Annotated in this window: 21 protein-coding genes; 18 read left to right on the top strand and 3 right to left on the bottom strand. The window is 65.3% G+C overall.

Annotation, left to right across the window (positions count from 1 at the left end; all coding sequences use genetic code 11):
• Positions 1 to 362 precede the first annotated feature (362 nt).
• The 9 genes from FJV43_RS08640 (at position 363) to FJV43_RS08600 (ending at position 9,697) form a co-directional block, all read left to right on the top strand.
• Positions 363 to 1,499 carry an ATP-grasp domain-containing protein gene (locus FJV43_RS08640; protein WP_239626190.1) on the top strand — a complete coding sequence of 379 codons (1,137 nt, stop codon included), beginning with the start codon at positions 363 to 365 and terminating at the stop codon, positions 1,497 to 1,499.
• On the top strand, positions 1,496 to 2,386 hold the full coding sequence (locus tag FJV43_RS08635; protein ID WP_239626188.1) for a succinate--CoA ligase subunit alpha: 891 nt from the start codon (positions 1,496 to 1,498) through the stop codon (positions 2,384 to 2,386). Before FJV43_RS08640 ends, FJV43_RS08635 begins: the two co-directional genes overlap by 4 nt.
• A 33-nt stretch (positions 2,387 to 2,419) precedes the next feature.
• Positions 2,420 to 3,631, top strand: coding sequence for a MaoC family dehydratase N-terminal domain-containing protein (locus FJV43_RS08630; RefSeq protein ID WP_239626186.1), 1,212 nt, complete (start codon positions 2,420 to 2,422; stop codon positions 3,629 to 3,631).
• Between the two features lie 82 nt (positions 3,632 to 3,713).
• Positions 3,714 to 4,913 carry a CoA transferase gene (locus FJV43_RS08625; protein ID WP_239626184.1) on the top strand — a complete coding sequence of 400 codons (1,200 nt, stop codon included), beginning with the start codon at positions 3,714 to 3,716 and terminating at the stop codon, positions 4,911 to 4,913.
• Positions 4,910 to 6,100 carry a CoA transferase gene (locus FJV43_RS08620; RefSeq protein WP_239626182.1) on the top strand — a complete coding sequence of 397 codons (1,191 nt, stop codon included), beginning with the start codon at positions 4,910 to 4,912 and terminating at the stop codon, positions 6,098 to 6,100. Before FJV43_RS08625 ends, FJV43_RS08620 begins: the two co-directional genes overlap by 4 nt.
• 23 nt (positions 6,101 to 6,123) lie before the next feature.
• Positions 6,124 to 6,975 carry a MaoC family dehydratase N-terminal domain-containing protein gene (locus FJV43_RS08615; RefSeq protein WP_239626180.1) on the top strand — a complete coding sequence of 284 codons (852 nt, stop codon included), beginning with the start codon at positions 6,124 to 6,126 and terminating at the stop codon, positions 6,973 to 6,975.
• A gap of 51 nt (positions 6,976 to 7,026) precedes the next feature.
• On the top strand, positions 7,027 to 7,854 hold the full coding sequence (locus FJV43_RS08610) for an ABC transporter ATP-binding protein (RefSeq protein ID WP_239626178.1): 828 nt from the start codon (positions 7,027 to 7,029) through the stop codon (positions 7,852 to 7,854).
• Positions 7,851 to 8,642: an ABC transporter permease gene (locus FJV43_RS08605; protein WP_239626177.1), complete on the top strand. Its 792-nt coding sequence runs from the start codon at positions 7,851 to 7,853 to the stop codon at positions 8,640 to 8,642. The genes FJV43_RS08610 and FJV43_RS08605 overlap by 4 nt, the downstream gene beginning before the upstream one ends.
• Before the next feature lie 38 nt (positions 8,643 to 8,680).
• Complete coding sequence (locus FJV43_RS08600) at positions 8,681 to 9,697, top strand: ABC transporter substrate-binding protein (RefSeq protein WP_239626175.1); 1,017 nt, start codon at positions 8,681 to 8,683, stop codon at positions 9,695 to 9,697.
• A 61-nt stretch (positions 9,698 to 9,758) separates the two neighbouring features.
• Here FJV43_RS08600 and FJV43_RS08595 read toward each other — a convergent pair whose 3' ends face one another.
• The gene (locus FJV43_RS08595; protein WP_239626174.1) at positions 9,759 to 10,334 is read right to left on the bottom strand and encodes a cysteine hydrolase; all 576 of its coding nucleotides are present in this window, start codon (positions 10,332 to 10,334) and stop codon (positions 9,759 to 9,761) included.
• Entirely contained in the window at positions 10,331 to 11,029 is a 699-nt protein-coding gene (locus FJV43_RS08590; protein ID WP_239626172.1) for a GntR family transcriptional regulator, read from the bottom strand. Before FJV43_RS08590 ends, FJV43_RS08595 begins: the two co-directional genes overlap by 4 nt.
• A gap of 110 nt (positions 11,030 to 11,139) precedes the next feature.
• Between FJV43_RS08590 and FJV43_RS08585 the strand changes: the two genes are divergently transcribed.
• From FJV43_RS08585 to FJV43_RS08545, 9 genes are all read left to right on the top strand, one after another.
• Positions 11,140 to 11,952, top strand: a complete 813-nt coding sequence (locus FJV43_RS08585; RefSeq protein ID WP_239626170.1) for a CoA ester lyase — start codon at positions 11,140 to 11,142, stop codon at positions 11,950 to 11,952.
• Between the two features lie 83 nt (positions 11,953 to 12,035).
• Entirely contained in the window at positions 12,036 to 13,241 is a 1,206-nt protein-coding gene (locus tag FJV43_RS08580; protein WP_239626168.1) for an ABC transporter substrate-binding protein, read from the top strand.
• Between the two features lie 92 nt (positions 13,242 to 13,333).
• Positions 13,334 to 14,083 (top strand): SDR family NAD(P)-dependent oxidoreductase, encoded by a 750-nt coding sequence (locus tag FJV43_RS08575; protein WP_239626167.1) that lies wholly within the window; start codon positions 13,334 to 13,336, stop codon positions 14,081 to 14,083.
• A gap of 4 nt (positions 14,084 to 14,087) precedes the next feature.
• Positions 14,088 to 14,987, top strand: a complete 900-nt coding sequence (locus FJV43_RS08570; RefSeq protein WP_239626165.1) for an NAD(P)-dependent oxidoreductase — start codon at positions 14,088 to 14,090, stop codon at positions 14,985 to 14,987.
• Positions 14,988 to 14,989: 2 nt separating this feature from the next.
• Entirely contained in the window at positions 14,990 to 15,880 is an 891-nt protein-coding gene (locus tag FJV43_RS08565) for a branched-chain amino acid ABC transporter permease (RefSeq protein WP_239626163.1), read from the top strand.
• The gene (locus FJV43_RS08560; RefSeq protein ID WP_239626161.1) at positions 15,867 to 16,847 is read left to right on the top strand and encodes a branched-chain amino acid ABC transporter permease; all 981 of its coding nucleotides are present in this window, start codon (positions 15,867 to 15,869) and stop codon (positions 16,845 to 16,847) included. The genes FJV43_RS08565 and FJV43_RS08560 overlap by 14 nt, the downstream gene beginning before the upstream one ends.
• The gene (locus tag FJV43_RS08555) at positions 16,844 to 17,629 is read left to right on the top strand and encodes an ABC transporter ATP-binding protein (RefSeq protein ID WP_239626159.1); all 786 of its coding nucleotides are present in this window, start codon (positions 16,844 to 16,846) and stop codon (positions 17,627 to 17,629) included. Before FJV43_RS08560 ends, FJV43_RS08555 begins: the two co-directional genes overlap by 4 nt.
• Positions 17,622 to 18,359 carry an ABC transporter ATP-binding protein gene (locus tag FJV43_RS08550; RefSeq protein ID WP_239626157.1) on the top strand — a complete coding sequence of 246 codons (738 nt, stop codon included), beginning with the start codon at positions 17,622 to 17,624 and terminating at the stop codon, positions 18,357 to 18,359. Before FJV43_RS08555 ends, FJV43_RS08550 begins: the two co-directional genes overlap by 8 nt.
• A 12-nt stretch (positions 18,360 to 18,371) precedes the next feature.
• Entirely contained in the window at positions 18,372 to 19,313 is a 942-nt protein-coding gene (locus tag FJV43_RS08545; protein ID WP_239626155.1) for an SMP-30/gluconolactonase/LRE family protein, read from the top strand.
• A gap of 373 nt (positions 19,314 to 19,686) precedes the next feature.
• Here the strand turns inward: FJV43_RS08545 and FJV43_RS08540 are convergent, their stop codons facing one another.
• Positions 19,687 to 20,016 (bottom strand): hypothetical protein, encoded by a 330-nt coding sequence (locus FJV43_RS08540; RefSeq protein ID WP_239626153.1) that lies wholly within the window; start codon positions 20,014 to 20,016, stop codon positions 19,687 to 19,689.
• Between the last annotated feature and the right edge of the window lie 7 nt (positions 20,017 to 20,023).

The following is a 20,023-nucleotide window of genomic DNA, read 5'->3' as shown; positions in this document are numbered from 1 at the left end:
GGCGCGAATGTGCCGTCTCCAATCTCCGGAGCCGCAATCGGTCGTCTGGAGAATAGCGGCGGTCGATGAGATCGCCGTCGCCCTCAGGGCGTCCTCCCTGGACTCGAGCTCCGTGACCCCTTGGGGTCGCGGAGCTCTTTTTCTTGGGTGGCCGGCTGCAGGTCCCTTCAGGCGCGGCGAGGAGGGATCGACGCGCTCAGAGAAGGCCGGCCCCCGCAGCCAGAAAATGCATTATCTGAAGGCGGGAAAATCGCGATCATCCCGCCGCTTCGCCTGACTGGTCTGGCTTTTCGGCATTTTTCGGCCTACGCGTTCGAAAATTACCCGGACAGGGTGTTGACCGTCGTCAAATAGAATGCATTATGCATTATATGTTGATCGCTGAAGCTCAAGGCAAGGCTCTGCTGCGCAGCGCCGCCATCGCCACTCCTTCCAGTCAGGAATTGCGCTCCCTCGACGAAGCGCGGGCCTGTCGCATCGCGCTGCCCGTCGCCGTGAAGGCGCAGGTTGCCGCCGGCGGACGGGGAAAGGCCGGCGGCATTCGCAAGGCGAGCTCCGCCTCGGAGCTGGAAAGCGCCTTCGAGGCGATCATGGGGATGCGGTTCGCTGGTGAAGCGCCGTCGTCCGTCCTAGTCGAGAGCTGGCTCGACATCGACCGCGAGCTCTATCTCGCGGTCGCGATCGACAGCCGGATCGGCGGCTTCAACGTGCTCTATTCGCCGCGCGGCGGGGTCAACATCGAGAACGGCCCGCTGCCGCTGAGCTATCCGGTCGGGCTCGCCCGTAATTTTCGCGCTCATGCCTTCCGCGCGCTGCTGGAGCCGGTCGAGAGCGATCCGAAGGTGCGCGAACGCGTCATCTCGACTGCGCGCCGGTTGCTGGAGATCGCGCAGGCCAGCGAATGCACGACGGTGGAGATCAATCCGCTGGTCGTTGCCAAAGGTGGCGCGTTGATTGCCGCGGACGCCAAGATCGTCCTGGACGAAGCTGCGGCGTTCCGCAAGGCCGCCACGGCATCCGCCATCGCAGCCTCCCGCGACAAGGCGGAGCACGACATCCGCCGATGCGAAGAAGCCAATCTGATGTTGGTCTGGCTGGACGGCGAGATCGGGCTGATCTCCGGTGGTGCCGGCATGACCATGGCTGCGATGGACGCCATCGACGGCGCCGGCGCACAGCCGGCCTGCTTTCTCGACGTCAGCGGCAACCCGACGCCGGCGGGATTTGGGCTTGCGTTCGACCTGCTCGACCGCGCGCCGAATGTGAAAGGCATCCTGGTCAGCATGTTCGGCGGCGGGCTGCACACTGACCGCGTGGCGAAAACGCTGGTCGAGCTTCTGGCGCGGCGAACCTCGGCGAAGCCGGTGACGTTGCGGCTGAACGGCACGCGCAGCGATCTTGCGACCACGATCCTCCGCGACGCCGGCCGTCAGAACCACGCGACGCTGGAGAGCGCGGTCGCCGATATCGTCAAGCGAGTGGCGGGAGCGCAGTCATGAGCATACTTCTCGATGCTGATGCCCGCGTGTTGATCGTCGGCATCACCGGCAAGTTCGGCACCTTCTCCGTCAAGGATCTCGCGCAGAGCCAGACCAAGGTCGTCGCCGGCGTGGCGACGGGACGCGGTGGCCGGGCCATCGAAGACGTTCCGGTGTTCTCCAGCGTCGCGGCGGCGATGCGGGAAACCCACGCCAATGCGGCACTGGTCTACGTGCCCGCCGTCGTTGCGCTCGATGCGGTGCTGGAGACGATCGAAGCCGGCTGTCCGCTGATCGCATATCCCGGCGACGGCCTGCCGGTGCTGGACGCGATGGAGATGCGCGCGGCCGCGCTCCACCGCGGCGCACATCTGGTCGGGCCGAACTCGCCCGGACTGATCTCGCCCGGCAAGGCCAAGCTCGGCTTCATGCCCTCGTTCTGCTACGCGCCCGGGCCGATCGGCGTGATCTCGCGCAGCGGCTCGCTGTCCTATGAGGCCTGCTTCCGCCTGTCGTCGGCAGGTCTCGGCCAGAGCAGTGTCATCGGCATCGGCGGCGATCCCGTGCGAGGCGTCAACGCCGCGGAAGCAATCGCGCTATTCCACGACGATCCGGAGACGCGCGCCATCATCTATCTCGGCGAGATCGGTGGTTCGGAAGAATATGCCCTCGCCGAATACGCCAAGCGGCCGGATGCGAAGCCATCGGCAGCTCTCCTGGTCGGCCGCACCGCGCCCGCCGGCAAGAAGATGGGGCACGCCGCCGCGATGATCGGCTCCTACGCCGAGACCTGGGCGGCGAAGGTCGAGGCGCTCGATCGCGCCGGTGTCGTGATCGCGCGCGATCTCGACGGCCTCGCCTCTGCCGCCGCTTCGGCGTTGGCCCGCGCCATGAAACCCGCAGCATAGCAAACTCAACTCGTACAGGGATTGGAGACGAAAATGTCAGACGTGATGGAAAAGGAAAAAGAGGTCGGCCACGCCCCGGCGGAAGGCAGGATCACCGACGAGGCGATCGCGCAGGCGCGGGGCATGATCGGGCTTCAGCTTCGCCCGGAAGGGCCGTATCTCCAGGACGCGACCGAAGACACCATTCGCAACTTCTGCAACGGCATCGGCGATCTCAACCCGCTCTACCGCGACGCCGAGCACGGTCGCCAAAGCCGCTACGGCACCAACGTTGCCCATCCGATGTTCCCGATGGCGTTCGGCTGGATCGGCCGCACCCGCTGGGGCCTTCCCGGCGTGCATGGTTTCTATGCCGGCAATGACTGGGAGCTATTCCGTCACATCCGTCCGGGTGACCGCATCACCGCGATCGAGCGCGTGGTAGGCATCGAGGAGAAGGAGAGCAAATTCTCCGGCCGTCTCGTGCTGCAATATGTCGAGGCCACCTATTCCAACCAGCGCGGCGAAATGGTCGCCCGCGCGCTCGGCACCTGCACCCGCCACGAGCGCAAGGCCGCGCGCGACGCCGGCAAATACAAGGACGTCAAGCCCTACGAATACACGGCCGACGAATTCGCTGCGCTCGACGAGGCGATCCTGAAGGAGGACGAGCGGATCCGCGGCACCACGATGCGCTATTTCGAGGACGTCAACGAGGGCGACGAACTGCCGCCGATCGTGCGCGGCCCGCTCTCGCTGATGGACACGATGGGCTTCCTGGTCGGCTGCGGCCGCGGCCACACCCACGGCATCGTGCTGAAATCCGCCGTCAAGCATCCCGGCCACTTCTTCCGAAATCCGGAGGCCGGCGGCGGCATCGAATATACCGGCATCGGGCATCACCGCGAGTCCGTAGCCAAGGAAGTCGGCGTGCCCGGCACCTATGATTACGGTCCGCAGCGCTCGTCCTGGCTCGCGAGCCTCGTCAGCAACTGGATGGGCGATGCGGCCTTCCTCAAGCGCGTGCGCACCGAGATGCGGCGCTTCAACACCATGGGCGATTCCACCTGGTGCAAAGGCAAGGTCACCAGGAAGTATGTCAAGGACGGCTTTGCATTGGTCGATCTCGAGATCTGGGGTGAGAACCAGCGCGGCGAGTTGACCACCCCGGGCCTTGCCACCGTGATGCTGCCCTCGCGCGACGTGAAGAACCGCGTGTTCTTCGATGGAGCGGGGCTTGAGCTGGAACTGCCGACCATCCGCTGAAGCCCTTCGTGCCCAGGCAAGAACCGAAGCGTGGTGCGCCACGCTTCGGACCCAACCAAGAACAACACGAGGAAGCGTTGCCATGACGGACGAGGCTGCTGCGCCTCCGCTTGCGGGCGTCATTGCCGTCGAGATCTCGCGCGGCGTTTCGGCTGGCCATGCCGGCCGGCTGCTCTCCACCCTCGGCGCAGAGACAGTCCTCGTCGAGCCGCCGGAAGGCAATCCTCTTCGCCGCGAGCCGCCGTTGCTTCCGCCGGCCCATGAAGCGAGCGCGCTGTTCGCGTTTCTGGCGGCAGGCAAGAAGAGCGTCACCTGCGATCTGACGACGCCAGCCGGACGGGCGGGACTGTCCGCGCTGCTGACTGAAGCCGATGTCCTCGTGCATGATCTTCGTCCCGACGAGCGCGCAAATCTCGAACTGGATGAGCAGACGCTCAGGGATCGCCACCCGAACCTGATCGATGTCTCGGTGTTGCCGTTCGGCGCCTTCGGACCGAAGGCCGACTGGCGAGCCGAGGAGATCAATCTGATCCACGCGTCCGGCGAGGGCTTTCTGCTGCCCAACGGACTTGCCGCCGAACTCTTTCCCGAGCGTCCGCCGTTGAAGGTTTACGGTCATTTCGCCGAGTATCAGGGCGGCGTGGTCGCCGCGTTGGGGGCACTGTCCGCGCTGGTCAGCCGCGCGCAAGGCGGTGCCGAAAGCGTAGATGTCTCCATCCAGGATGCGACGCTCGCCGTTGGCGCGTTCGCGCTTCAGCGTCTCGGGGACGGCTCGCTGGAGCACCGCAGCACGCGCTCGTTCAAATATGGCGGCGTGCTCGAATGTGCCGACGGCTATGTCGAGCTGCTGACGCTCGAGGAACGGCAGTGGCGCGGCCTGATCGAACTGATGGGGCGCCCCGACTGGATGCTCGACCCCGAACTCTCGGACTCGCTGGAGCGCAGCCGGCGCGGCGCGGAGATAAATCGCGCAATTCGCACCTGGGCACGCGAACAGCGGACCGCGGATATCGTCACGCGGGCCCAGGCGCTCGGTGTGCCCATGGCGAAATATGCCAGCCCCGCCGAAGTGCTGTCCGGTCCGCATGAGGCCGCGCGACACCTGTTTCAACCTGTCGAGATTCCCGGCGCTTGCCGGCTGCCGGTGCTGTCGGCGCCGTTTCACGTCGACGGCGCCGCGCTGGCCTTGCGAAGCGGGCCGCCCCGGCTCGGCGAACATCAGCACCTGCTCTCGGCCAGGCATCATCGCGAACGGACTGCAATTACCGCGGAGGTCTCATGAAGCCGCTTGCCGGAGTCCGCATCGCCGATTTCTCGCTGCATGCGGCCGGGCCGTTCTGCACTCACATTCTGTCGCAGCTTGGCGCGGAGTGCATCAAGGTCGAGAGCGCAGCGCGTCCGGACATCTTTCGCAAGCCGCATCCGGTTTATGGCCGGATGGGGCCGGCGAGCTTTGACCAGGTTGCTTCCAACAAGCTTTCGATCCGCATCAATCTGAAGGACGCCAAGGGAGTCGCGCTGGCAAAGAAGCTCGTCGGTGTCAGCGATCTCGTCTGCGAGAGCTTTCGCCCGGGCGTGATGGAGCGGCTCGGCCTCGGTTATTCGGCGCTCGCCGCGCTGAAGCCGTCGGTGGTGATGGTGTCGGTCTCGTCCTCGGGCCAGAGCGGACCGGATTCGCATTTCGCCGGCTACGCGCCGTTGTTCGGTGCCTGGGGCGCGCTCGGATATCTCACCGGTTATGAGGACGGGCCGCCGGTCGAGATGCGGCACGTGATGGACCACAGCGTCGGCATGAACGCCGCCATGGCAGCGGTGGCTGCGGTGTATCGGCTTCGCCAGACCGGGCGCGGCGGACATGTCGATGTCAGCGCGCGCGAGGTGGCCTGCTCGCTGGTCGGCGAAGCCCTGCTGTTCGCCGCCGCAGGCGGAGAACCGGCGCGGATCGGCAATGGCCATCTGCGGATGGCGCCGCATGGCGTGTTCCGGACCCGCGAGGAGGATCGCTGGCTGACCATTGCCGTCGGCACCGACGCCGAATGGCGGCGCCTGGCGAAGCTGATCGATGCGCCGCATCTGCTGTCCGATCCGCGGTTTCAGACAAGAGCGAGCCGTCACATGCACCGGCAGGTGCTGCATGGTGAGGTCGAGCATTGGACAATGACGCGCGAGGCCGGTGAGGCCGAGCGGAAGCTCCAGGCCGCCGGCATCGCCGCGCATGTCTCCTGCAACATGGAGGACATCGCCCACGATCGGCATCTGCGCGAGCGCGGGACGGTCGTCGATGTCGTCGACACGACCGGCCGCGAGCGCGCTGCGCTGAAAGCGCCGATCCGCTTCTCGAAGTCCGACGTCGGCATGACGCGCGGCACGCCGCGGCTCGGCGAGGACGAGGACTACGTGTTCGGCGATCTGCTCGGCCTCAGCCGTGAGGACCGCCAGAGTCTGATCGATCAGCAGGTGATTTACTGAACGCTTGAAGTGGAGTTTCCGTCATGAGCGAGAGCGTAGCATTGGCAGGCGAGGACTGGCAGGCCTGGGTCGGCCGCAAGGAAACGATCCGCGAGCGCATCGCGCCGGATCGTGTCGCCGCGTTGGCCTCCACGCTGGGCCTCGAAGGAAATCATGCGGCCGGTGCGCCCCTGCCGCCGGGCTGGCACTGGATCTTCTTCAATCGCTTCGTGCCGCGACAGGAGCTGGGAACGGACGGACATCCGAAGCGCGGCGGATTCCTGCCGCCGGTGTCGCTGCCGCGCCGCATGTGGGCCGGTGGGCGGCTCACCTACCACAAGCCGCTGACCATCGGCGGCGAAGGCGTGCGCGAAAGCACCATCCTGAAGGTCGAAGCCAAATCCGGCCGTGCCGGAGAGCTGGTATTCGTCACCGTCAGCCACAGCATTGCCTGCGACGGCGCGCCATGCATCACCGAACAGCAGGACATCGTCTATCGCGAGGCGGCCGCGCCGGGATCGCCGGCGCCCGCGGCCACGCCGTCTCCACGGGATGGCGCGTGGTCGGAGGAGTTTCGGCCCGACACCGTTCTGCTGTTCCGCTATTCCTCGCTGACGTCGAATGGCCACCGCATTCACTATGACCAGTCATACGCGCAGGCTGAGGAGAATTACCCCGACCTCGTCGTGCACGGTCCGCTGACAGCGACCCTGCTGCAAGGCTTCGCGCAGAAGCATGCCGGCAAGCCGCTCAAATCCTTTGAGTTCAGGGGCGTCTCACCGCTGTTCGTGAGCTCGCCGTTCCACCTGGAGGGAAAGGGGGACGGGCGCGCGCTCGACCTCTGGGCCAGCGGACCGGGCGGCGCGCTGGCGATGAAGGCTTCCGCAGAGGTCTGAACGCATCGGGACGGTCCAGGAAACAAGAAAAGCACGGCGGAGGCGAGGGCGATGAGATCGGCGCATCTTTCTGTTGTCCCGGTGCAAGGCGGGGAGGCGCGGTGCGCGCCCGCGGTCGAGCTGCGCGGTGTTGGCAAGAACTTTTCTTCGCGCAGCGGCCGCGTCGATGTCCTGAGCGGGCTCAACCTCTCGCTTGAAAGCGGCGAGTTTCTCGCCATCGTCGGCCCCAGCGGCTCCGGCAAGTCGACCGTGCTGAATCTGCTTGCCGGCCTCGATCGGCCGACCACGGGCACGGTGCTGTGTCAGGGCGCGCCGGTTGGCGCCATCAACACCGGGATCGGCTATCTCACCCAGCATGACAGCCTGCTGCCGTGGCGGACGGTGGAGCAGAACATCGCGGTTCCTCTCGAGCTGCGCAATGTCGACCGCGCGGAGATCGCCACCCGTGTGCGCGAACTGATCGCGCAGGTCGGTCTCGACGGCTTCGAACGTCACTATCCGAGCCACCTCTCCGGCGGCATGCGCAAGCGCGCGATGCTCGCCCGCACGCTGATCTACGATCCGCCGGTGCTGTTGATGGACGAGCCGTTCGGACCACTCGATGCTCAGCTCAAGCTGGTGCTCCAGGCGGAGCTTCTCAAATTGTGGTCGGTGCGGCGCAAGACGGTGGTGTTCGTAACCCACGACATTGTCGAGGCGATCACGCTCGCCGATCGCGTTCTGGTGTTCTCGCCGCGCCCCTGCCAGATCAGGCTCGATGAGCCCATCAATATCCCGAGGCCGCGCGAGGTGCATGAGGTGCGTTTCCATCCCGCCTTCGAAGAACATTACAGGCGGCTCTGGGCCGCTCTCGAACCGCCGGCGAGGCGAATGTCATGAGCACAGAGGCGCTGTCCGATACGCGAGCTGAACCCATGCTCGGCCAATCCGGTCGCGTATGGCTCTACCGTACGGTCTTCGTGGTCGCGATGCTCACGGCATGGCAGGCTGCATCCGGTACGCTGCTCGATCCGTTCTGGGTGAGCAGCCCGGCGGCAGTTCTCAAGACGGTGGTGGCGTGGACCGCCAGCGGGCAGCTCGCCTATCACCTGCTCATCACGTTCAAGGAAACCGCCGCCGGATTCGTGTTGGGCGCGACCGCCGGTGTCCTGTTCGCGCTGATGATCGGCGCGAGCGACATCCTGCATCGCACCGTCGATCCCTTCGTCACGGCGGTGTACGGCGTGCCGAAGGTCGCGCTCGCGCCGCTCTTCATCATGTGGTTCGGCATTGGCCTCGCGCCGAAGATCGTGCTCGCGGCGATCAGCGTGTTCTTCCTGGTGTTCTTCTCGACCCTGCGCGGCGTGCGCGAGGTGGATCTGAAGATGGTCGATGCGTTGCGGACCATGGGCGCCGGGCGGTTCGCGGTCCAGCGCATGGTCATCTTTCCGTCCGCGCTGCCATGGCTGTTCACGGGATTGAAGCTCGGTCTGCCCTACGGCTTCGTCGGCGCGGTCGCGGCCGAGATGATGGCCTCGAATGCGGGCATCGGTTACCTCACGCAGAATTCCGCCGGCCAGCTCGACACTGCCGGGGTGTTCGCAGCGCTGTTTGCCCTGATGGTCGTCACCACCCTCCTCAACGAAGTGCTTGGACGGCTGGAGAGCTGGATCTTCCGCTGGCGCTGAGGAGACCTTGCGGGAACGAGAACAAGAGGGAGGACATCATGATCACGCGTCGGACGATGTTGGGCAATATCGCGGTAGGAGCGCTGGCCGGCTCGGTCAAGCCAGCCCTGTCGCAGGGCGCCGGCAAGCCGGTGACGATCGCGATCGGCGGTTACACCTTCGCTTATTTGCCGCTGCTGGTCGCGACGGCGGCCGGCTACATGAAGGATGCGGGCCTCGACGTCTCCCTGATCGACACCGGAAGCGGCACCAACAGCATGGCGGCGATCCTCGGCGGCAGCGTCGACGTGGCCGGTCTCGTGATGAGCGACGTGATCCTTGCGGTCGCCAAGGGCCAGAAGATCAACGCCTTCGCGCCGCTGATGTCGCAATATGCAAGCGACGCGGTGATCGCGAAGAAGACCGCCGAGAAGATCGGACTTGTGGCGGACATGCCGCTGAAGGAGCGCATGGCCCGTATGAAGGGGCTGACGCTGGCGATCTCCGGTCGCGGCAGCGGCACCGACAAGATCTGGCGCTATCTGCTGTCGCTCGGCGGGCTCGATCCCGAGAAGGATGTCAGCCTGACGGTCGTCAAGCTCGACAAGATGTATCTGGCGCTGCGCTCCGGCCAGATCGACGGCTTCAACACCACGGCGCCCGCGAACAACCAGGCGGTGGAAGAGGGGCTCGGGGTATGGGCCGCGCGCCCGTCGCACGGCGAAGTGCCGGGCATCGAGAACTTCCTCTATACCGTTCTGTGCGGACGGCCGGACTTTCTGGACAAGAATCCGGAGACCGCCGCATCGCTGGTCCGGGGCATGACCAGGGCGTCGGAATTGATCCGCAACGATCCTGAGGCGACGGGCCAGATCCTGCACGATCGCTATTTCCAGCAGACGGATACAGCGCTGATCAAGCACACGGTCTCGGATCAGCGCACGACCGTCTCGGTGCCGCCGACATTGTCCGAGCAGCAGTTCGCGCACAACATGGAGTTCGAGCTGAAGTTCAGCGATGCCGTGCGCGGCGTGACCTACCGGCAGGCGATCGATCCGCGCTGGCTGGGCGCATAGTCTGAGATCCAGACCACAGTTTCGGTGCACCTTCTCCCACAAGGGGAGAAGGAAGAAGGCGCTAGCCGAAACTCACATCCGCGCTGTTCTTGATCGCGCTGAAGCGGGCGAGGCAGCGCAGCGCGCTGTCGTGCTCGTCGGTGGTGCCGCCGGCGCAGCAGTCTTCCAGCACCGTGCAGCCATAGTCGCGGTCGTGCGCTTCGCGCGCGCCGGTGTGCACCACGCCGTTGGTCGAAACGCCGCTCAGGAACAGATCAGTCACGCCATGGGCGCGCAGGATCGGCTCCAGGGAAGTGCCGTAGAACGGGCTCACCCGATGCTTGACAATGTCGAAATCGCTGGCTTTCGGCGCGAGCTCGGGATGGACCTCCGTGCCCCACGTGCCGAGCTTGAACATGCCGGCGCTCCTGGCGCGGGAGAAGATCGGCGAATTGGGCGGACATTCCCGATAATCGGGCGAAAAGCCGACGCGGACATAGCCGATCAGCACGCCCGCTGCGCGCGCCTTGGCGATGACGGCCTTGGTGCGGCCAAGCACGTCCCGCTCCTTCATCAGCGGCACGTAGGTCTTGGCTCCGCCGCCATTCTCATGGACGAGGTCGTTCAGCATGTCCATGACGAGTAGCATCGGCTTCATAGCGTCTCCTTCTCAGAGTTCTTGTTCTCGGAGCCTTTGGATCTGGTGCCGGTGTCGGCTCGCGCAGGCATGCTGTTGCGCAGCTCGATCCAGCCGGTTTCGATGTGCTGGCGCATCGTCAGCATCGCGCTTGCGGCATCGCCCTCGATCACGTTCTTCAGCAGCTCATTGTGCTCCTTGGCGGCCCGCACGGCCCGGCCGCCAATGCGGTTGATGACGTCGAACGGATATTGCGCCCACAAGACCTGCACGAAATGCAACGTCTTCGGCAGGCGGGCGAAATCATACATGCGGCGGTGGAAGCGGTAGTTGATGCCGCGTGCCGCGGTGCTGTCATTGGCGAGCGCGGCGTCCTCGAATTGTCGCGCCAGCTCGCGCAGCTCGGCGATCTCTTCGGCGGTGATGTTGCGCACCGCGCTCTCGACGAGCTGGGTCTCGAGCGTGATCCGCAGCTTGAGAATCTCCGTGGAGGCCTCGACGTCGAACGGTGCGACCGTGGCACCGCGATAGGAGTCGCTGGACAGGTAGCCTTCGGCTTCGAGCAGCTTCAACGCCTCGCGGACCGGCGTGATGCTGATCTTCAGTTCCTGCGCGATCTCGGTTTGCTTGAGCCGGACGCCGCGCGGCAGCCGCCCAGAGATGATGCCCTCGCGGAGATAGTCGGCGACCTGTTCCTCTTTCGTCCGATATTCCATTGGATGCCGCTGCCCCCGACCGATTTGCCGCGGCTACCATAGACGCGGGCCACCAGGGAGGATAGAAGTACAAACGATAATGCATAATGCATAATCGAGGTTGTCGCCCGATGTCCAGCTCTTTGTCCCGCTCGTTCCTGTTTGTCCCCGCCAACCGGCCCGAGCGCTTCGACAAGGCGCTGATGTCGGGTGCCCACCGGGTCATTCTCGATCTCGAGGATGCGGTGGCTCCTGGGGACAAGAGTGCAGCGCGCAGCGCCATCGCGCAGTGGACCCGGCGGACGGATGCGATCGTTCGCGTCAACGGCGCGGACAGTCCGTTCTTCGCCGCCGATATGGAGATGATTCGCCGTGCCGGCGTGACCAGGCTGATGCTGCCGAAGGCCGAGCCTGGCGCCCTCAATCGGCTGGTCGGTCTGCTGGAGGGCAAGTGCGACATCATCGCGCTGATCGAAACTGTGCGGGGATATGCCGAGCTGCGCAGCATCGGCAAGAGCGGGCTGGTTTCGCAGTGCGCCTTTGGCAATCTCGATTTCGGCGTCGATGCCGGGGTGACCGAAACGACGGGGGAGCTCGATCCGGTCCGTCTGCAAATCGTTCTGGAGTCGCGGCTGGCCGGCTTGGCGCCGCCGATCGACGGGGTGACGACGTCGTGGACGGATACAGCCGCCTTCGGCGCAGCCGTCGGCCGGACGAAGGCGCTCGGCTTTGGCGCCAAGCTCTGCATCCATCCGGCCCAGGTCAAGCTGGTCAACGAAGCCTTCCTGCCGACCGCTGATGAGCTCGATTGGGCGCATCGGGTGATGCAGGTCGCAAGGGAGGGGCAGGGTGCCGCGGTCGCGCTCGACGGCAAGATGATCGACGCGCCGGTGATCCGCCGTGCGGAGCTGATCCTGGCCGGCGCAATGCAAAACCCAAGATAATGCATAATGCATTTTCCCTTGACCAGGCCGGTTCCTCCCGCTAAGGATCGTCGGACAAGAAAAACAGATCTCGGGGAGGGCCTATGAAGAGGCGTGACTTTCTCAAGCTATCTGGTGCCGCCGCGCTCGCGTCGGCCTATCCCGGCAGTCCGCTCCTCGCCGACGAGATCGGCGTCGATGCCGCTGCCAAGACCATCACCATCGGCGGGTTTACCCCGATCACGGGACCTGTCCCGTTCTACGCGATCCTGACCCACGCGGCCGACGCCTACTTCAAGAGCGTCAACGAGGCCGGCGGCATCAAGGGCTGGAAGATCAACTACGTGACGCTCGACGACGGCTATGATCCGGCCCGCAGCGTCGCTGCGGTCCGGCGCCTCGTCGAGGACAACCACATCTTCGCGCTCGTCGCGGCGGTGGGCACGGCGACCAATGTCGCCGTCATTCCCTACGCCAAGGAGAACGGCCTTGCGATGATCGGCCCGATCGGCGGTGCCAGCGCCTTCTTCGCCGAGCCGAACATCTTTCCGTTGTTGCCCGACTATGGCTGGTCGGCGGCATCCAATGCCGAGTTCGCCGTCAACGATCTCAAGCTCAAGAAGATCGCACTGCTGTGGGAGAACGATGAGCTCGGCCGCTCCGCCAAGCGCGGCTTCGATCTCTTCATGGAGGCGAACAAGCTGACGCCGGCGGAATCGGTGCCGTTCGAGGTCAAGACCACGGATTTCACGCCGCATATCCGCCGCGTCGCAAATGCCCAGGCCGACGCCGCGATCCTGTTCGGCTCCAATGCCAATCTTGCGGCGGCGTTGAAGGCGGCCGACCGGCAAGGCGTCAAGTTGACCTGGTTCGCGCCGTTCTTCACGGCCGATCCCGCCACCTACAAGCTGACCGGCGATCTGCTCAACGGCGTCTACTTCTCCTCCTGGCTGCTTCCGGTCGACAGCGCCGAGCCCGAGATCAAGGCCTATCGCGCAGCCGTGACGAAATACTATCCGAACGATCCGGTCGGTGTGTTCGGCCTCAACGGCTGGAGCAACGCCGCGCTGTTCGGCAGCATCTTCGGTACGCTCGTCGACAGCGGCAAGCCGATCACGCGTGCCAATCTGATCGAGGCGGGAAATAGCTTGAGCAACGCCTCGGTCGGCGGTGCGCGCAAGGTGACCTTCACTGGCTCCGATCACCGCGGCACGCGCCAGGAGGCGATCCTGCAGGCGCAGGGGTCCTTCGTCATGGTGCGCGACTTCAAGCCCTATCCAGCCGTGGCCTTTGACGCCAAGCCGGCTTGAGTCGATCGCGTCGGCGGGTGATCGCAAGACGCGACCGCCCGCTGCTCGCTGAACTGCCGGATAGTTACCAAGAAGAACAAGGAAAATACGACATGGCTGGATCGCCTCTGAGCGGCCCCTCGCGTCTCGACGGACAAACTGCCCTCATCACGGGAGCTGCCGGCGGCATCGGCCGCGCTGTCGTTGCCGCCTTCTGCGAAGCCGGCGCCGACGTTATTGCCACCGACATCGTGGAAGACGGCGGCAAGTTTCCCGCCAGGGCGAGCTATCGCCGCTGCGACGTGACGGACAGGACTGCGGTCGAGAAGCTGATCGACGACGAGCTGAAGGCGCGCGGCAAGATCGACATCCTCGTGCTCTGCGCCGGCACCATCGCCAACACGCCGCTGCCTCAGTCGACCGACGAGGAGTGGGAGAGGATCCTCGCCGTCAATCTGATGGGCACGGTCAATCCCGTCCGGAAGCTCTATCCCGTCATGGCCGAGCGCGGCTTCGGCAAGATCGTGGCGCTCGGCTCGATCGCCGCCAAGATCGGCGGCGTGGCGTCGGGACCGGCTTATGTCGCAGCGAAATCCGCGGTGCATGGGCTGATGAAATGGGTTGCCAAGAATGGCGCCGGCAAGGGCGTCTACGCCAACATCATCGCGCCGGGTCCGGTCGAGACGCCGATGTGGGCGACGGTCACGGGCCGTGCCGCGCCGTCGGCGAACGGCAATGTGCCGCTCGGCCGGTTCGGCCAGCCCGAGGACATCGCGCAGAGCATTCTGTTCCTCTGTTCGCCGGCGTCGAACTGGATCACCGGAACGGTGCTCGACGTCAACGGCGGCATGTTGATGGATTGATGCCATGAGCGCAGCAGACACCATCGGCTTTGTCGGTCTTGGCGTCATGGGGGGACCCATGTGCCGCAACGTCGCGAAAAAACATGCCGGCCGCGTGCTGATGCTGGATCGCGATGCGGCGGCGGTTGCGGCGCTGTCCGACACCAAGGCGGAAGCAGCAAGCTCATTCGAGGCACTCGCCGCGGCCGCCGACGTCATCTTCCTGTCATTGCCCGGCGGACCGCAGGTAGAGGCGGTCTCAAGCGCGATCGCACTAGCCGCGAGGCCGGGAACAACCATCGTCGATCTCAGCACCACGCCGGTCGCGCTCGCTCGCAGCGTGTCCGAGCGGCTGAAGGCCGGCGGATTTCACTTCGCCGATGCGCCGGTGGCGCGCACGCGGGAGGCCGCGCAGCGCGGAGAGCTCAGCATCATGGTCGGCGCCGAGCCGCAGGTGTTCGCGCGGATCGGGCCGCTGCTCGGCTACATGGGGTCCGACGTGACCCATTGCGGCGAGGTCGGCTGCGGCCAGGTCGTCAAGCTGATCAACAACGCATTGGTGTTCGAGAACACGCTCGCGCTCGCCGAGATGATGGTGGTGGGCGAGCGGGCCGGCGTGAAGCCCGAGACGCTGCTCGGCGCGGTGTCGAAGGGCTCGGGCGACAGCTTCGTCCTGCGCAATCACGGCATAAAGGCGATGCTGCCGCGCAATTTCCCGGACAAGGCGTTTCCGCCGGAATACGTGCTGAAGGATCTCGACTACGTGCTTCAGCTCGCCGCCGACACCGGCATCCGGCCTGGCGTCGCCGAGCTGGCGCGCCGCTATTACGACGCCGCCTGCAAGCAGGGGCTCTCGGGCCGCTACTTCCCCGGCGTCATCGAGTTCATCGAGAAGGGCGGCAGGCTCGGCGAAGGGCGGGGCTGAGCGTGGGGGGATTCATCAGGGACATCCTGCCGCTGCTGTGGTCCGGCCTGATTTCAGGCTGCCTCTACGGTGTCGGCGCGCTCGGCCTAGTCATGGTGTTCAAGAGCTCGCGCGTGGTGAATTTCTCGCACGGCAATCTCGCCTGTCTCGGCGCCTTCGTTGTCTACGGCTTCTCCAGCGGCAGCCTGCTGAGCCTGTCCTGGGGCAGCGCTGTTGCGCTGGCGCTGGGAATCGCCTGCGCAGTCGCGGTGGTCAGCTATGCCCTGATCGCGCCGATCGTCTTCAAGTCCGATCTTGCCTCCACCATCGCGACGCTCGGCGTCGGGCTGATCCTGCAGGGCGCGGTGCAGCTCGTGTTCGGCGCGGACATCGTCAATCTCGACCTGCCGGTGCCGCGCTACAGCTTCAGCCTGGGCGCGATCCGCATCTCCTCTTACGATCTTGCCGTGCTCGCCGTCACGCTCGCGATCGTTGGCGGCCTGTTCGTGATCATCGAGCGCACCAAGCTCGGCGTCGCGTTCCGCGCCGTGTCGACCAATCCCTTTGCCTGCGAGGTCTGCGGGCTGAATTTGCGCTCGGTGCACCTGTTCTCCTGGCTCGCCGGCGCCGTGCTCGGCCTCATTGCCGCCTTGCTGATCGTGCCGACGACGTTCCTCAGCTCGACGACGGTCCCGTCCTTCATGCTGCAGGCGTTCACGGCGGCCGTGGTCGGCGGCTTCTCGAGCCTGCCGGGTGCCGCCGTTGGCGGCATTCTGGTCGGCATCGCCATGAATCTGTTCTCGTTCTACGTCGCGCCGGAGTTCATGAACACGTTCCTGCTCGGCGTGATCCTGCTGACGCTGAACTTCTTCCCTAACGGCCTGCTGGAAAGGGCGATCGGTGGCCGTGTCTGATCTCGCGCAGACGTCCAAGGCCGACATGTCCGCCCGCGGCGGTCATGTCGACGTCGTGCGGCTGTTCATGCTCGCGTTGGTCGCGGTCCTGTTGCTGGCGCCGCTGCTCGCCGGCGGCTTCCTGCTCTACAGCCTGTCGCTGTGCTTTGCCAATGCGGTGGCGGTGCTGTCGGTCAGCATGCTCGTGCGTTATGGCGGCGAAGTGTCGATCGGGCACAGCTTCTTCGTTGCGCTCGGCGCCTACGCGGTGGCGATCGTCGAGCACCGGCTCGGCCTCTCGATCGTGGTGAGCCTGCCGCTGGCGGTTCTGCTCGGCGCGGGCGCCGGCTTCGTCTTCGCATTTCCCTCGCGTCGGCTGTCCGGGATCTATCTTGCAGTTGCGACCATGGCGCTTGCGCTTGCACTGCCGGAAATCCTCATCGGCTTCGAAAAATTCACAGGCGGGTTCGAAGGGCTCTATATCGCGCAGGACCTGGTCCCCGGCATTCCCAAGGCTTTGCAGCGCTACTACGTCGCCCTCGCGGTGCTCGTGCTGGTGTGCCTCGCGCTCGGGCATTTCCGCAAATCGGCGCAGGGATTGGCGCTGTTGATGGCGCAAGCCCAGCCGCGCGCCGCGGAAGCGATGGGGATCACGCGAAGCTGGGCGCGGATCTCGATCTTCACCCTGAGTGCCGCCCTTGCTGCGCTCGCCGGCGCGCTGACCGGTTTTGCCTCCTCGACCGTCTCCCCAAACAGCTTCACCTTCTTCAGCGGCGTCTTCCTGCTGGTCGGATCGGTCGTCAGCCTCAATCGGTTGTCCCTGCCGGCTGCGCTCGTCGGCGGCGCCTTCATCACGTTGGTGCCGACATATCTTGCGCGGGCCGGCGACTGGGTCCCGATCCTCTACGGCGTCGCGCTCGTCGTCGTGACGCTGGTGGCGAATGCCGGCGATCTGCGCCGCTTCCTGCCGCGGGGGATCCGGCGATGATGGAAGCTGTCACCAGCGACGGGCTGGTCGCCGAGGGCATCTCGCTCGCCTTCGGCGGGCTCCACGTCCTGAACGACGTGTCGATGACGCTGCGGCCCGGCGTGGTCACCGGCCTGATCGGGCCGAACGGCGCCGGCAAGACCAGCCTGTTCAACTGTCTCACCGGGCTCTATCACGGCCAGCGCGGCCGCAGCAGCTTTGCCGGTACGCCGTTGAACGGCCTCGGCCCCGCGCAGCGCGCCGCATGCGGCATCACGCGCAGCTTCCAGAACCTGGCGATGTGTCCCGAGCTGTCGCTGCTGGAAAACGTGCTCGTCGGTCTCACCCTGAAGCGCCGGTCCGGCTGGTTCAGCGCCTTCGTGCCGACGCCGGCGCAGCGGGCCGAGCAACGGGATGCGGAACGGCGCGCCATGGCGGCACTGAACGAGCTCGGCATCGCCTCCGCCGCGCGTGAGAAGCCGTCCGATCTGCCGCCGGGAACGCTGCGTCTTGCCGAGATTGCGCGCGCGGTCGCCTGCGAGCCCAGGGCGATCCTGCTCGACGAGCCGGCGGCCGGTCTGAACGCGGTCGAGACGCGCGATCTGATGCGCGCGTTGAAACGCCTGATGCGGCCCGATCTCATGCTGCTCGTCGTCGAGCACGACATGGACCTGATCATGGAGCTGTGCGAGCAGATCTACGTGCTCAATTTCGGCAAGATGATCGCGAGCGGCACGCCGGCCGAAATCCGCGTGCATCCCGATGTGATCCGCGTCTATCTCGGAGACGAGGTCGATGACTGAGCTGTTCTCCGCGCGCGGTCTCTGCGTTAGCTATGGTGCGGCACGCGCCGTAGAGAATGTCGAACTTTCCGTGCCCGAGAAAGGCGTGGTGGCCTTGCTCGGCGCCAACGGTGCTGGCAAATCGTCGGTGCTCAAGGCCATTGCAGGCCTGGTGCCGGCGGAAGGCGAGCTGCGCTTTGCCGGCGAGGACATCGGCGCGCTCGTCGCGCGACAGCGCGTCCGCCGCGGCATCGTCTATGTCCCCGAGGGCCGTCACGTCGTCGGCTCGCTCACGGTTGCCGAGAACCTTCTGCTCGGCGGCTACTTCCTTGATGCGCGCACACAGCGGCAGCGGCGCGACCTCATGCTGGAATTGTTCCCTGAGATTGCGGGTCGCCTCAAGTCGCCCGCCTGGATGCTGAGTGGCGGCGAGCAGCAGATGCTGGCGATCGGGCGCGGCCTGATGAGTGCGCCGCGCCTGCTGCTGCTGGATGAGCCTTCGCTCGGGCTAGCGCCGCTTCTGATCCGGCGGGTGTTCGAGCGCCTCGTCACCATCAAGCAGGATACCGGGCTTGCGATCATGCTGGTCGAGCAGAATTTTCGCATGACGATGAAGGTTGCCGACGAGCTCTATTTCGTCCGCAATGGCGCGATCGTCGGCCATCGCAGCGCGGCGGATCTTGCGACCGCGGCAAACCGGGCCGAGGTCGTGGACGCCTATCTCGGCGCGGGCCAGCCGGCGCCGGCATGAGAGAGTGACAGGATGCGCCTCGAAGCCAGAGAGATCACGAATGGATTGGCGTTTCCGGAAGGACCGGTCGCGCTGGCTGACGGCAGCGTCCTCGTCGTCGAGATCGAAGGCGGCCGGCTCACGCGGGTGCTGCCATCCGGCAAGAAAGAGGTGATCGCGCAGCTCGGCGGCGGCCCGAACGGCGCGGCCATCGGACCGGACGGCAAATGCTATGTCTGCAACAATGGCGGCTTCTCCTGGCACAAGGACAAGAGCAACTTTGCTCGTCCCACCGGCCGGGCCGAGGACTATACCACGGGCCGTATCGAGCAGGTTGATCTCGGCACCGGCGCCGTCAGGACTCTTTATGACAGTTGCGACGGCCTTCACCTGAAGGGGCCGAACGACATCGTCTTCGACGCCAAGGGCGGCTTCTGGTTCACGGATCTCGGCAAGACCTATGGTCGCCTGATGGACCGCGGCGCGGTCTATTACGCACGCATCGACGGCTCGATGATCAAGGAAGCGATTTTCCCGATCATGACGCCGAACGGCGTCGGTCTGTCGCCGGACGGACGCACGCTCTACGTCTCGGAAACCGAGACCAGCCGGGTCTGGAGCTACCCGATCACGGGCGAAGGCGAGGTCGCGAAGGAGCCCTGGCCGTCGCCGAACGGCGGCCGGCTGCTGCACGGGCTGCCGGGGTATCAGCGTTTCGATTCGCTTGCCGTGGAAGAAGGCGGCAACATCTGCGTCGCCACACTGGTGCGCGGCGGGATCAGCGTGTTCTCTCCGGACGGCGATCTCGTCGAATTCCACGAGGCGGATGAGGTCTACTGTACTAATATCTGTTTCGGTGGCTCTAACATGCACACAGGTTTCATTACGCTCTCTGGTACCGGGCGCCTTATCGCGGTGGACTGGCCGCGCCCAGGTCTTGCTCTTCACGATCCCTGCACCGCGCGCAAGCGCTGATTGTTACCGGCGGCGTTCGTTCAGCATTAGGCGTAAAGGCCTCGGCTCGGCAGACAAAATTCCCTTCCTTCGGCCGTAGTTCAGGTTGTGGGTTTCGGCCCAGGAAACTCAAAAATCCCTGATCTTTCAACGGGGATTGACTGACACTCTCTCCGCGATTTGCGCGATTTTCCACGCCAAACTGCGATTCTCTACGATTTCGTGCGATGCCGGTAGCGATTGTCGCGCGGGTCGCGAATGAGCAACGATCGGCTCGTTCGTTTTCGCGGGCGAGTGAGATGCCTCGGATGCCGGACGTGCTTGGCCAGGAGGCTCCTATTCGCGCAGGCTATGACCAAACAGGCTTGCGCCGGCAGCCGTTTCCACGGACGCGTCAGGCGTCGGCGATCAGTGAGGCGATGTCCTCGAGCGGCTGCATGCCGAATTCTGTCTTGATCCTCACCGTTAGCGCCGCTTGCGCTTTCGCATCATATTCCTCCGGCATGGTAAAACGCTCCAACGCTCGGACGGCCGCGCGATGGACAATCATGATGGATCGGTGAGTTGCGCACAAAAGCTTCGAAGGCGAGCGAGGGAAGGGCGTCGTCCCGCGCATCTCGCCCATCGCGGTGGTTGCATAGGAGCGTACGAGCTGCGACGAGCCGACTCGGGCTGAGTAAAGGTCCGGCAAGCACGCGATCAGCCGCCGAACGCCATCCGCCAACCTGATC

Origin of the sequence: Bradyrhizobium sp. I71, assembly GCF_022354745.1 — a bacterium.
In the GTDB taxonomy this organism is placed as follows: domain Bacteria; phylum Pseudomonadota; class Alphaproteobacteria; order Rhizobiales; family Xanthobacteraceae; genus Bradyrhizobium; species Bradyrhizobium liaoningense.
This window is presented reverse-complemented; position numbering and strand designations above follow the sequence as displayed.

Bases quoted from the DNA above. Each gene is read 5' to 3' on its own strand.
- FJV43_RS08620 (WP_239626182.1), top strand. From the start codon at position 4,910: ATGAAGCCGCTTGCCGGAGTCCGCATCGCCGATTTCTCGCTGCATGCG.
- FJV43_RS08570 (WP_239626165.1), top strand. From the start codon at position 14,088: ATGAGCGCAGCAGACACCATCGGCTTTGTCGGTCTTGGCGTCATGGGG.
- FJV43_RS08610 (WP_239626178.1), top strand. From the start codon at position 7,027: ATGAGATCGGCGCATCTTTCTGTTGTCCCGGTGCAAGGCGGGGAGGCG.
- FJV43_RS08600 (WP_239626175.1), top strand. From the start codon at position 8,681: ATGATCACGCGTCGGACGATGTTGGGCAATATCGCGGTAGGAGCGCTG.
- FJV43_RS08615 (WP_239626180.1), top strand. From the start codon at position 6,124: ATGAGCGAGAGCGTAGCATTGGCAGGCGAGGACTGGCAGGCCTGGGTC.
- FJV43_RS08545 (WP_239626155.1), top strand. From the start codon at position 18,372: ATGCGCCTCGAAGCCAGAGAGATCACGAATGGATTGGCGTTTCCGGAA.
- FJV43_RS08555 (WP_239626159.1), top strand. From the start codon at position 16,844: ATGATGGAAGCTGTCACCAGCGACGGGCTGGTCGCCGAGGGCATCTCG.
- FJV43_RS08605 (WP_239626177.1), top strand. From the start codon at position 7,851: ATGAGCACAGAGGCGCTGTCCGATACGCGAGCTGAACCCATGCTCGGC.
- FJV43_RS08635 (WP_239626188.1), top strand. From the start codon at position 1,496: ATGAGCATACTTCTCGATGCTGATGCCCGCGTGTTGATCGTCGGCATC.
- FJV43_RS08585 (WP_239626170.1), top strand. From the start codon at position 11,140: ATGTCCAGCTCTTTGTCCCGCTCGTTCCTGTTTGTCCCCGCCAACCGG.
- FJV43_RS08640 (WP_239626190.1), top strand. From the start codon at position 363: ATGCATTATATGTTGATCGCTGAAGCTCAAGGCAAGGCTCTGCTGCGC.
- FJV43_RS08580 (WP_239626168.1), top strand. From the start codon at position 12,036: ATGAAGAGGCGTGACTTTCTCAAGCTATCTGGTGCCGCCGCGCTCGCG.
- FJV43_RS08550 (WP_239626157.1), top strand. From the start codon at position 17,622: ATGACTGAGCTGTTCTCCGCGCGCGGTCTCTGCGTTAGCTATGGTGCG.
- FJV43_RS08595 (WP_239626174.1), bottom strand. From the start codon at position 10,334: ATGAAGCCGATGCTACTCGTCATGGACATGCTGAACGACCTCGTCCAT.
- FJV43_RS08630 (WP_239626186.1), top strand. From the start codon at position 2,420: ATGTCAGACGTGATGGAAAAGGAAAAAGAGGTCGGCCACGCCCCGGCG.
- FJV43_RS08625 (WP_239626184.1), top strand. From the start codon at position 3,714: ATGACGGACGAGGCTGCTGCGCCTCCGCTTGCGGGCGTCATTGCCGTC.
- FJV43_RS08575 (WP_239626167.1), top strand. From the start codon at position 13,334: ATGGCTGGATCGCCTCTGAGCGGCCCCTCGCGTCTCGACGGACAAACT.
- FJV43_RS08590 (WP_239626172.1), bottom strand. From the start codon at position 11,029: ATGGAATATCGGACGAAAGAGGAACAGGTCGCCGACTATCTCCGCGAG.